Origin of the sequence: Neptuniibacter sp., assembly GCF_024231755.1 — a bacterium.
In the GTDB taxonomy this organism is placed as follows: domain Bacteria; phylum Pseudomonadota; class Gammaproteobacteria; order Pseudomonadales; family Balneatricaceae; genus Neptuniibacter.
Map to the genome: position 1 here is coordinate 1 of NZ_JAAEQH010000218.1, position 11365 is coordinate 11365.

Below are 11365 nucleotides of genomic sequence, written 5' to 3' on the forward strand. Positions count from 1 at the left end.
TAAAACCAACCAGCAGTGGGGTGGTCGTTTTAATGAACCAACCGATGCATTTGTGGCTCGTTTCACTGCATCTGTAGAGTTTGATCAGCGTATGTATCTGCAGGATATTCGTGGCTCTATTGCTCATGCCAAAATGCTGACTAAAGCAGGCGTACTGACTGAGCCGGAACGTGATGACATTATCCGTGGTCTGGGTGAGATCCGCGTTGAGATCGAACGTGGAGAGTTTGAATGGTCTGTAGAGCTGGAAGATGTGCATATGAACATCGAAGCGGCTCTGACCAAGAAGATCGGTATTACCGGTAAAAAACTTCATACAGGCCGTTCTCGTAACGACCAGGTAGCAACTGATATCCGTCTTTATCTGCGTGATGAGATCGATCTTGTTCTGGCAGAGATTACTCGCCTGCAGCAAGGGCTTCTGGGCCTTGCAGAACAGGAAGCGGATACTATCATGCCGGGCTTTACCCATCTTCAGACAGCTCAGCCGGTAACATTTGGTCACCATCTGTTGGCTTGGTTTGAGATGCTGTCCCGTGACTTCGGTCGTTTCGAAGATTGCCGTGAGCGTGCCAATATTATGCCTTTGGGCGCGGCTGCTCTGGCGGGTACTACGTACCCAATTCAACGTGATTACACTTGTGAGTTGCTGGAATTTAATGCGCCTGCGGAGAACTCTCTGGATGCGGTTTCTGATCGCGACTTCGCAATCGAATTCTGCTCTGCGTCTAGTATCCTGCTGATGCATCTGACCCGTATGTCTGAAGAGTTGGTGCTGTGGACCTCTGCACAGTTCGATTTCATCAACCTGCCGGATCGTTTCTGTACTGGTTCTTCCATCATGCCGCAGAAGAAAAACCCGGATGTGCCTGAGCTGGTACGTGGTAAGTCAGGCCGTGTATACGGTCACCTGATGAGCTTGCTAACACTGATGAAGTCTCAGCCTCTGGCGTACAACAAAGACAATCAGGAAGACAAAGAGCCACTATTTGATGCGATTGACACTGTAAAAGGTTGTCTGCGTGCATTTGCAGATATGGTTCCGGCTCTGGAATCTAAGAAAGAGAGTATGCGCGAAGCTGCTCTGCGTGGTTTCTCTACAGCAACTGACTTGGCAGACTATCTGGTACGTAAAGGCATGCCTTTCCGTGATGCGCACGAAGTAGTGGGTAAATCTGTTGCGTATGGTATTGAGCAGAACAAAGATCTGGGTGAGATGAGCCTGGAAGAGCTGGTGCAGTTCTCCGATAACATTGAACAGGATGTATTTGAAGTGCTGACCTTGGAAGGATCTGTTGCGGCCCGAGATCATATTGGTGGCACTGCTCCGAATCAGGTGCGTGCTGCGGTTAAGCGCGGACAGGCTAAGCTGGATCAACGCGGTTAATTGGAACGTTGTGTTCAGAGTAAAAATGCGCCTTATGGCGCATTTTTTATTGGCTTTCAGATGCAGTTACACAGCAGTTACGGCCCTTCTTCTTAGCTGCGTAAAGTGCCTTGTCTGCTGCGTTGTATAGCTTTTCAAAACAGTCAGCATTATCAGGTGAAGTCGCAATACCAATGGATATGCTGATTTGCTTTATCTTTGCCAGAGTGTCTGGTGTGTTGAGTTGGAAGTTTTTTCGTATCCATTCTGCCTTCATTAAAGCAGAGTCTTGAGGGGTATTTGGAAGGATAACGATAAACTCATCGCCTCCATAGCGGCAAATAAGGTCATTACTTCTGCACTCTGCACTTAAGGTGTCGGCGAGTAACTTTAGGGCTTTGTCACCTATGCCGTGGCCATAGGTATCGTTGATAGATTTAAAATTATCGATATCAACCATTAGCAAACTGGTGGTGCCGCGACTAGGGTCTGTGAAGCTGAGTGGGGAGTGATCTTCCAGGTAGCGACGGTTGTACAAGCCTGTTAACGAATCATGGGTGGCCTGAGTTTGCAGTTCATCTTTAAGTTTCTTGATCTCTTCTAGCCGAAGTTCCAGTTCCTGATGGGATTCTCGTACTGTCTGTTCCAGACGTTTTTGGTCCGTAATGTCAGTTGAAATCCCAATATAATGGTCGATCTCTCCCTGTTCACTTTGCAGTGGGATTTTGACCGACCAGTAGTAGAGGATATCGTCAGGAGTCGTGAAGGTTTCTAGGCATGTGACTTTCTTGCCTAGTTCAAAGACTTTTCGATCGGTTTGATCAAACTCTTCACCTTGTTCAGGGCCCAGAAGATCAAAGTTATTTAGCCCTACAATCTCTTCGCTTTTTCTCTGAAATAACTCTTCAGTCATCTTATTGATGTACTTGAATCTACGATCTTTGTCCTTGATGTAGATGTAAGCACCAACGTTATCCAAAATGGTTCTAAGGCGAAGCTCACTCTCTCTTAACTGGGTCTGTGTCTTTTTTTCTTGAGTGATGTCGGTGGAAATGCCGAATAATCCACGCACTTTCCCATCTTGGTCAAAAAGAGGTTTTTTTACGGATAAGTAGTGTCGATATTCATTGATGCTGTCAACAAAGAGTAGTTCTTCATTTCTTTGGGTTTGCCCTTGCTCAATCACCGGTTTGTCATAGGTTTCTATGAGCTCTTTACCTGTGTTTTCACCAAAAAACTTATAATCATTATGACCAATGATCTCTTCTAGTGAGCAACTGAAAAGTTCGCAAACCTGCTGGTTGGCGTAGGTGTAATTGAAATTGGTGTCTTTACAGAAGACATAGGCACCTAAATTATCAACAAGATCATAGAAGTTATGTAGCGTTTCTTCTGAAGGTGAATCTTCGCTCAGGTGAACTGCAATGGAGTTGCACTGGTCATCATGTATTTGACTGAAGCCAAGTCGATAATTACGTCCTTGAAAGGAAATAAAATGCTCTTTAGGTGGTGTCGAGCCCTTTATCAAAGGCTGTATTTGTTGCAGCCATAGAGAAGAGTTAACAAATTGCTCTTTATCTAAGGAAAGTAGCTTACAGGCTGCTTCATTTAAAAATACAGGTTGAGATTGCTCTGGATTTATAACCAGAAAAGCTTCTTCTATCTGCCTGAATAAAGACTCTGCACTCATAATCCCTTTCTCATCGGTCTGTAAATGGCTGGAGTTTTTAAGAAGCGGGTAAGCAAAAGAGCACCCCGTGAGTATTCAGGGTGCTTTAGCTAACGATTATGAATTAATTGTGATGTCGACCATCAGATCGCTGGCGATATTCTCAAGCGCTTCCTGAAGTTCATCCAGATCAAGCTCTTCAGGAACCGTTAGCTCCGCGTCCGCTTTGAATAACAGCTCAGCTGACATGGAGCCGGAAACCAGCTCAGTACTGAGACGTTCTACATTAACATGGCGTTTAGCCAGAGCGCTGGAGATATCGCGAACGATCCCAGGCTTATCGTGGCCGATCAGTTCCAGAGTAATACTCTGGGTAATAGCTGCGCCTGTCGGTGCTTCTGAACGCTCTGCGATAACTTTAAGGCCCTGAGTTTCAAGTGCGTTCAGTGCTGAGATCAGTTGCTCGCAATTGTCTTCAGGAACTTCAGCGATCAGGATACCGGCAAACTTGCCAGCAAGGCGGGACATGCCAGACTCCAACCAGTTACCCTTATTGTCGGTTATTGTCTGTGCCAGCATCTCTACCAGACCTGGTTTATCAGGACCGATGACTGTTAATACAAGAGATGTCATCATGGTGACTCTACTCCATACATCATTAATTCTTATGGGTTCACTATAACACTATGTCTGAAATAGTCAGTGCTCTATGGCCAGTATTTGCGCTTATTCTGTTGGGCTATCTTGCGAAGAGAAGTGATTTTCCAGGGGAGGACTTCTGGGTACAGGCGGAGAAGGCAACCTATTTTATCCTTTTCCCTGTGCTGCTGGTTTATAAACTGAGTCTGGCTGATATGTCTGCAGTGGGTCTGGAAGAGATCGGCCTTGCAGTTGTTTTGTTGGTGTTATTGGGGAGTGTTATTACGTTTCTGATTAGGCCAGTCGTCAGTGATGATGCTGCAGGTTTTACTTCCTTGTATCAGGGCTCTGTCCGCTTTAATACCTATGTGGGGTTGGCTGCTTCTGCTGCGTTGTTTGGCAGTCAGGGTGTTGCTGTGGCTGCTGTAATAATGGCCTTAATGATCCCGCTACTTAATCTCTGTTGTGTATTAGTATTTTCATTTTTTACGCATAAGGCGAGCGGCGTCGTTCCGGTTGTAAAGGCGATTATTACAAACCCTCTGATAATTGGCAGTTTGACTGGCTTGCTTTTGAATCAGACTGGTTTAGGGCTGCCGGCAGTTATTGAGCCAGTGGCTGAGTTGTTGAGTCGTATGGCGCTTCCTTTAGGGCTGCTGGCAGTCGGTGCAGGGCTAAGCTTCAAGGTACTTCTGCAAAGCCGTAAGGAACTGGTTGCTTCATCTGTGATTAAACTGCTCGTGATGCCGGTGTTTGCTTGGGGGATTGCTTATGCTCTGGGAATGGATCAGCTTAGCTCCCAGTTGATACTGCTCTATGCTGCCCTACCTACAGCAACTTCCGCATATATTCTTGCTCGGCAGCTAGGAGGCGATGCGCCTATGATGGCGGCAATAATCACTGGTCAAACACTGATATCGATGATTTCCATGCCGTTTGTATTGGTTTTGATGCTCTAAGAGGTAAAAAATCATATAAATCATGGGTTAATTGGCGCTTTTTTGATTATTTTATTAAAATGTATCTGTAACTGGTCGATAAAATCCGTAGATGGTTTTTACCTGTGCTTATTTAGGTACTTGCAAAAAATCTGAAATATGGAAAACTACGCGGCTGGCGGCATACAAACGAGCGTTTGTTTGCTGCAATGTTAAACAGGTAGGCAGAATAATGAAAAAAGGCCCTGATCTTGTAATGGTGTTGGTTGTGGTATTTGTGCTCGGGTCAGTGATGACTGGTGTGTCACATGCAGACTTCCAGTTCGCATCTTTGTTTGAGCAAGTTTTTAACAGCTAAAAACTGAGTTGCCCTGTTAAGGGTAACTTCTAGCATCAGATACAATTGCAGTTAGAGGGATATCCCATCCCTCTACAGGTAATTTATCTACTTTCTGAATCTCGTGGGCCAGTCCAATCAGATCCGGTCCTTTCATCCCCTTTCTTAAGCTTTTAAAGCTAAAAGTGCGGTCATAATATCCTCCGCCCATACCCATGCGATTACCCTCTGCATCGAAAGCAACTAAGGGCAGCAATACCAGGTCTAAAGCCCAAGCTGAACGGCGTTGTGCAGGGATCAGTTTAGGTTCTTCAATATTGTAAATGTTACGGATCATCTGCGTGCGGGGAGTATAGGGTACAAACCAGAGTCGGTTATGCAAGAGGGGATGTAATACGGGTAGATAAACCCTTTTTCCCAGTTTCCAGCATAACTCGATTAAAGGCTTGGGATTGATCTCGCCATCACTGCTTAAATATACCGCGACGTTTTTTGCGCGACGGAAATCCTGACGCTGGCGTATATTACGGAGTAGATCTTCGGATGCGCGTTGTTGATGCTCAGGCGTGAGCGAACGACGCAGACTACGAATCTGTTTGCGAAGTTGTTGTCGGGTAGCCGACTGAGAAGTTTGCTGAGTTGTCATAGCAGAAAATAGATCCCCAGAGTGCCGGTGTCGGTAATGGCCCTGAACCCGAAGGTTCAAGGAGGCGGTTACTGAGAATCATAAGGCTTTCCGTTAAATCGGACATGCACACCAGAAACTACGAGTAACCTCCAAAAGTGTGATTATCGGCTCGAGGGACGTAACCAACGGTCGAACACCCCAGGGCATAGCCCTATTATACGCTTTCTATGTGGTGTGTCAGGTCTTGAAAATAAATTACTTTGTGCTAAATGAGCTTATTTAGAGGCCTGTAACTGACTGTTTATTAATCGATTTGTTCGATTATGAAAAGTTCTCAAGCTGAGCAGGTTGTGCAGTTCTGCTAGTTCGTCTCATTCTGCTGATTCATGTCCAGTAGCGCCTGATCAATTTTATGACCCAGATGGTTTAAGCGTTCTTCAACACCGCTGTTATGACTTTGTTTTGATTGCAGGAGTTCATGGGCAAGATTTAGCGCTGCCATAACGGCGATACGTTCCAGACCAAGTACGCGACCAGATTTTCGGATCTCCTTCATCTTCTCATTGAGAAAATCTGCGGAGGCAAGGAGTTCAGCTTCCGCATCAGGAGGGCAGTTAAAACTGTACTCTTTATCAAGCAGTTTGATGGATACTGCTTGTGATTCAGACTGACTCATTTGTTCTGCTCCAGAGATTTAAGGCGCATGATCATCGCTTCGACCTTGGTTTGTGTCTGTTCGTTGAGCTGTGCGAGTTGTGCACGCTCCTCCTTCAACAGGCGTTCGCGTTCGCGCAGTTGCTTATTTTCCTGCTCCAGTTGGGCATAGCGCTCCAGAAGCTGGTCAATCTTCTGTTCCAGGGCGGTAAAGTAGTGCTCGGTCATGCAGAAATGAGACTCCAGAATCGTAAAGGTTCTCAGGACTATAATCAGCGCTTGGCAGAGGGTCAATGAAGCTTTTGAAAAGTGCCAAGAATGCAGCAAAATTCTTTAGCTTAAATGCCTCATTTCTTCGCAGTAGAGGGGGGGAAATGCTAGGATTTACGGCATGTAACTTTTTTGGATCTATATCTGATGTCTTTAGAAAATGTACCTGTGGACCTGCCTGATTTTGAACTGATCGCCAATATGTTTGTTGAGGAGGGGGTAAAAGTTGTTTCTCCTGCTGAACTGCATGGATTGATTGCAGGTCATCTGGCTGCTGGTGCCCGTCTACAACCTGCTGTATTGCTGCAAACCGCCTGTGAACTGATGGATATCAATTCATTATCTCAGGAAAGCAGTAAAGTCACTCTGGTTAATCTATACACAGCGACCTGCAATGCATTGGAAAGTCTGGATCTGGAGTTCGAGCTGTTGCTACCAGATGATGACAACGAGATTTCTCTACGGGCAGAGTCGTTAGGCCGCTGGTGCCAGAGTTTTTTAAGTGGTTTTGGTTTGTATGGCAAGCACACTGATAAGTCGCTATCACAGGAAGCTAAAGAAACCCTGAACGATCTGGGACAAATCGCGCAGATCTCGTCTGAACTGGAAGAGCTGGATGAGAATGAAGCGGATCTGATGGAAGTACAGGAGTATGTGCGAATGGCTGTACTCATGCTGTTTACCGAGTGTAACAAAGCACTTGAGGATAAAGAGAAAGAGTTCGCCAAATCACAGCCGGAAAATAACAGGTTGCACTGATGAAAATTAGCCAGGAACGATACTCTGAGCGCCGTGAGCAATTGATGGCGCAGATGCAGCCTAACAGTCTTGCGATTATTCCATCGGCAAAGATGCTGACGCGAAATAATGATGCGGAATACCCGTTTCGCCAGGATAGTGATTTCTACTACCTGACTGGCTTCAATGAGCCAGATGCAGTGCTGGTATTGTTACCTGGGCGTAAAGAGGGCCAGGCTGTATTGTTCTGCCGTGAGCGGGACAAGCTGATGGAGATCTGGAACGGATACCGTGCCGGCCCTGAAGGAGCTGTCAGTGATTATGGAATGGATCAGGCGCATACAATCGGTGAAGTGGATGAGGTTCTACCGCAACTGTTGGATGGCATGTCGCGAATCTACTACTCCATCGGGCAGGATGAAGAGCTGGACCAGCAGATCCGCCATTGGCTGAATCTGATCCGCTCAAAAGCGCGTCAGGGTGCCGTAGCCCCCTCTGAGTTAGTGATGTTGGATCATTTACTGCATGAGATGCGTCTGTTTAAAGATGAAGAAGAGAAGCAGATGTTGCGCAGTGCTGGTGAGATATCGGCACAGGGGCATATACGGGCTATGCAAGTATGTAAGCCTGGGGTGATGGAGTATCAGCTGGAAGCGGAGATATTGCATCACTTTGCGATGAATGGTTGCCGTCAGCCGGCATATTCCACCATCGTGGGTGGAGGCGCGAATGCTTGTGTGTTGCACTATATCGAAAACAGTGAGCCGCTTTTGGATGGTGATCTGGTGCTGATTGATGCGGGCTGTGAGCTGGAGTGTTATGCCGGGGATATTACCCGTACTTTCCCCGTTAATGGTTGTTTCAGTCCGGAACAGAAAAGTATTTATGAGCTGGTGCTCAAAGCGCAGAAAGCCTGTATCGATCTAGCGAAACCAGGAGTTCTCTGGAACGATGTTCATGATGAATCGGTTAGAGTCCTGACGGAAGGTTTGATTGAATTGGGATTACTGAATGGTGATCTGGAAGCAGAGATTGAAGCGGGTAGTTACCGCGATTTCTACATGCACCGAATTGGTCACTGGCTGGGTATGGATGTCCATGATGTAGGTGATTACAAAGTGGATGGGGATTGGCGACCACTTCAGCCGGGTATGGTGATGACTGTGGAGCCGGGTATCTATATCGCTGCGGATAATGACAAGGTCGATGCATGCTGGCGTGGCATTGGCATCCGCATTGAAGATGATGTACTGATTACAGAAAACGGCTGCGAAGTCCTTACTGCAGCTGTACCGAAAGAGATTGAAGAAATAGAACGTCTGATGGCTGCAGAATGAAACAACACTACGACATTGTTGTAATTGGTGGGGGGATGGTTGGTGCGAGCTTAGCCTGTGCGCTGCTTCCCGCCAGTGAAGATCTGGATCTGAATATTGCAGTGGTGGAAACCCACCCTATGCCAACGCAGGACTCTCTGCAGTATCAGCCCAGCTATGATTCCCGTGCGACTGCATTGGCTTATGGCAGCCGTAGTATCTACGAAATCATGGGTGTCTGGGATACGTTGCAAGAACATTTGGCTCCTATCAAGCAGATTCATGTATCAGATCGTGGCCATTTTGGTGTCACCCACCTCCATGCTGAGCAGGAAAAAGTGCCTGCGCTGGGTTATGTGGTGGAGAACCAGTGGTTGGGACGAGTGTTGCTCGATCGTCTACAGCAGGATGATGCGAAGCGCGTTGATTTTATCTGCCCTGCCGAAGTCATCGATGTTGAATACGGTGCTGAGCAGATGGGAGTTTCACTACGTCAAGGTGATGAAGAGCATCAGATTAGCTGTGAACTGGTAGTGATGGCCGATGGCGGTCGCTCCGAACTGCGTGAGCGTATGGGGATCAGTTACTCTCATACCACCTACGAACAGCATGCCGTGATTGCTAATATCAGCCCTGATCGTCCGCATCAGGATATCGCTTATGAGCGTTTTACCGATACCGGCCCTATGGCGTTGCTGCCGCTGGAAGATGAAGGTGGGATGCATCGTTGTGGACTGGTCTGGACTGTGCCGGATGAACAGATTGGTGAGGTAATGGCACTGGATGATCAGGCATTCATCGAACGCCTGCATGAGCGCTTTGGCTACCGTGCCGGGAACTTTACCAAGGTGGGTGAACGTCACTCCTATCCCCTGAAACTGGTTTTGGCTGAAGAGCAGGTTCGGCAGGGTTTGGTCGTACTGGGTAATGCCGCGCACGCGCTGCACCCTATTGCGGGTCAGGGCTATAACCTGGCCTTGCGTGGTGTGGTTGCCTTGGCGGATAAACTAATTAAGGCGAGAAAAAAGAAGATCAATCTGGGTGATCTGGAGGTGCTGCAGGCATTTTATGATCAACAGCGAACCGATCAGCAGCGCACAATCGGTTTTAGCGATCAGACCATGAAGCTGTTTTCGAATCGCAACCCTCTTCTTTCTGTCGGTCGTAATCTTGGTTTGCAGATGCTGGATGTATGCCCTCCGGCACGTACGTTATTTGCGCGCAGCGCTATGGGGCTGGATATGCCTGCTCCAGAACTGAAATAAGGATCTTCCATGTCTGAACTTAAACCTGAACTTCAGCCTGAACAGATTAATGCAGATGTTGTGATTGTTGGTGCGGGTATGGTCGGCGTGACTCTGGCAACCGCTTTGGCGCCATCAGGTCTGGAAATTGTGGTTCTTGAGCAGCGTGAAGGAGATGTTTCCGGTTTCAGTGAGTTTGTCGAAAAGCAGCAGGCAGAGGGTTATGATCCACGCGTCAGTGCGTTGACCTGTGCATCGCAACAGATTCTGACTTCGGTAGGTGCCTGGCAGCATATGCAACAGTTTCGTCTTAGCCCATACACTGATATGGATGTGTGGGATGGTGAAGGTACTGGTCATATCCATTTTTCTGCCAGTGAGCTGCATGAGCCAGCTTTAGGCCATATTGTAGAGAACCGCGTTACCTTAGCGGGTCTTTATCAGGCGCTGCAAACACATGAGAATATTCAGTTGTTAACTGGGGTAGAGGTCAAAAAACTCTCAGCTCCAGAACAGGATGGGCGTATCGTTAGTCTGGCAGATGGTCGCGAGCTGCATGCCAAGCTGGTGGTTGCTTCTGATGGGGCGATGTCTAAAACCCGGCAGATGGCGGGTATCCCTATGTGGGAGTGGGACTATGGTCATCATGCGATAGTGACAACAGTGAAGACGGAAAATGCCCATCAGAAAACAGCATGGCAACGTTTTACTGAAGATGGCCCCTTGGCATTACTGCCGCTGAGCAGTGATGAAGGAGATTGTTACTGTTCCATCGTCTGGTCAACCTCGCCAGCGCATGCAAAGGCGCTGATGGAGTTGGATGATCAAGCATTTTGTGCTGAGCTGACTAAAACCTTTGAGCATCGTCTGGGGGATATTCTCTGGAATGATCAGCGTTTTGTCTTCCCATTACGCCAGCGTCATGCCAAACACTATATCCAGGGCGGTTTTGCAGCGATTGGCGATGCAGCTCACACGATCCATCCGCTGGCGGGGCAAGGCGTAAACCTTGGTCTGCTGGATGCAGCGCAACTGGCAGAAACACTTTCTGATGCTGTGAAACGCGGAGAGGATATTGGTAGTGAGTCGGTCCTGCGCCGTTTTCAGCGTATCCGTCGCAATGACAATATCCAGATGTCTGCCGCGATGGAGGGCTTCAAGCGTCTGTTTAATGAGACGCAGCCTTTTGTCCGCTTGGCTCGCAATATGGGAATGAATCTGCTGGATAAACTGACACCGGTTAAAAACCATATCGTGATGGATGCGATGGGGTTAAATGGAAAACTGCCTGCGCTGGCTCAGCGCCCGATCAAAGAGTAATGCTCTTCTTCGGGATGACCGCTGAGGAGTAGTCATTCCGTATCTGTACCCTTTCAATACTATGGTATCAGCCATTTTCATCGTTCAAAGATTGAACTGTGAGACGAATCCCTATAAATTGTCTTCCCTTTTTTTACTTTTCGGGCATTTTTTCTCTTACACCCGGATGTATGAACAAAAATAAAGGTGATCTGGGCAGGTTTCCGTTCTTCGTTTTATATCTGATCTCAGCTTCGCCACGAAATA

General features: G+C 47.4%; 12 protein-coding genes and 1 other RNA gene. 7 read left to right on the forward strand and 6 right to left on the reverse strand.

Going from position 1 to position 11365, the window contains the following annotated elements:
• Nucleotides 1-1387: argininosuccinate lyase (argH, locus tag GY843_RS11530; protein ID WP_297309710.1), on the forward strand; the 1387-nt coding region annotated here is incomplete at its 5' end.
• Nucleotides 1388-1433: 46 nt separating this feature from the next.
• On the opposite strand, the gene GY843_RS11535 is transcribed toward argH, so the two are convergent.
• Nucleotides 1434-3056 carry a diguanylate cyclase gene (locus GY843_RS11535; RefSeq protein ID WP_297309712.1) on the reverse strand — a complete coding sequence of 541 codons (1623 nt, stop codon included), beginning with the start codon at nucleotides 3054-3056 and terminating at the stop codon, nucleotides 1434-1436.
• A 96-nt stretch (nucleotides 3057-3152) separates the two neighbouring features.
• Nucleotides 3153-3671 carry an ACT domain-containing protein gene (locus GY843_RS11540; protein ID WP_297309714.1) on the reverse strand — a complete coding sequence of 173 codons (519 nt, stop codon included), beginning with the start codon at nucleotides 3669-3671 and terminating at the stop codon, nucleotides 3153-3155.
• A gap of 50 nt (nucleotides 3672-3721) precedes the next feature.
• Between GY843_RS11540 and GY843_RS11545 the strand changes: the two genes are divergently transcribed.
• Both GY843_RS11545 and GY843_RS11550 read left to right on the forward strand, forming a co-directional pair.
• Nucleotides 3722-4633, forward strand: a complete 912-nt coding sequence (locus tag GY843_RS11545; RefSeq protein ID WP_297309716.1) for an AEC family transporter — start codon at nucleotides 3722-3724, stop codon at nucleotides 4631-4633.
• Nucleotides 4634-4844: 211 nt separating this feature from the next.
• Nucleotides 4845-4970, forward strand: coding sequence for a hypothetical protein (locus tag GY843_RS11550; protein WP_297309718.1), 126 nt, complete (start codon nucleotides 4845-4847; stop codon nucleotides 4968-4970).
• A gap of 16 nt (nucleotides 4971-4986) precedes the next feature.
• Here the strand turns inward: GY843_RS11550 and GY843_RS11555 are convergent, their stop codons facing one another.
• The 4 genes from GY843_RS11555 to GY843_RS11570 form a co-directional block, all read right to left on the reverse strand.
• Nucleotides 4987-5595, reverse strand: coding sequence for a 5-formyltetrahydrofolate cyclo-ligase (locus tag GY843_RS11555; protein WP_297309720.1), 609 nt, complete (start codon nucleotides 5593-5595; stop codon nucleotides 4987-4989).
• A gap of 9 nt (nucleotides 5596-5604) precedes the next feature.
• A non-coding RNA gene (gene ssrS, locus GY843_RS11560) (6S RNA) lies at nucleotides 5605-5785 on the reverse strand.
• Between the two features lie 153 nt (nucleotides 5786-5938).
• Complete coding sequence (locus tag GY843_RS11565) at nucleotides 5939-6253, reverse strand: cell division protein ZapA (protein WP_297309722.1); 315 nt, start codon at nucleotides 6251-6253, stop codon at nucleotides 5939-5941.
• Nucleotides 6250-6459 (reverse strand): TIGR02449 family protein, encoded by a 210-nt coding sequence (locus GY843_RS11570; RefSeq protein ID WP_297309724.1) that lies wholly within the window; start codon nucleotides 6457-6459, stop codon nucleotides 6250-6252. Before GY843_RS11570 ends, GY843_RS11565 begins: the two co-directional genes overlap by 4 nt.
• Nucleotides 6460-6648: 189 nt before the next feature.
• On the opposite strand from GY843_RS11570, the gene GY843_RS11575 reads away from it, so the two are divergent.
• Genes GY843_RS11575 through GY843_RS11590 form a run of 4 tightly spaced genes read left to right on the forward strand, consistent with a single transcriptional unit; the run spans nucleotide 6649 to nucleotide 11119 of the window.
• Nucleotides 6649-7260, forward strand: a complete 612-nt coding sequence (locus GY843_RS11575; protein WP_297309726.1) for a UPF0149 family protein — start codon at nucleotides 6649-6651, stop codon at nucleotides 7258-7260.
• The gene (pepP, locus tag GY843_RS11580) at nucleotides 7260-8576 is read left to right on the forward strand and encodes a Xaa-Pro aminopeptidase (RefSeq protein WP_297309729.1); all 1317 of its coding nucleotides are present in this window, start codon (nucleotides 7260-7262) and stop codon (nucleotides 8574-8576) included. Before GY843_RS11575 ends, pepP begins: the two co-directional genes overlap by 1 nt.
• Nucleotides 8573-9820 carry a 2-octaprenyl-6-methoxyphenyl hydroxylase gene (ubiH, locus tag GY843_RS11585; RefSeq protein WP_297309731.1) on the forward strand — a complete coding sequence of 416 codons (1248 nt, stop codon included), beginning with the start codon at nucleotides 8573-8575 and terminating at the stop codon, nucleotides 9818-9820. The genes pepP and ubiH overlap by 4 nt, the downstream gene beginning before the upstream one ends.
• A 9-nt stretch (nucleotides 9821-9829) precedes the next feature.
• Nucleotides 9830-11119 (forward strand): FAD-dependent monooxygenase, encoded by a 1290-nt coding sequence (locus GY843_RS11590; protein WP_297309733.1) that lies wholly within the window; start codon nucleotides 9830-9832, stop codon nucleotides 11117-11119.
• The last annotated feature ends 246 nt before the right edge of the window (nucleotides 11120-11365 follow it).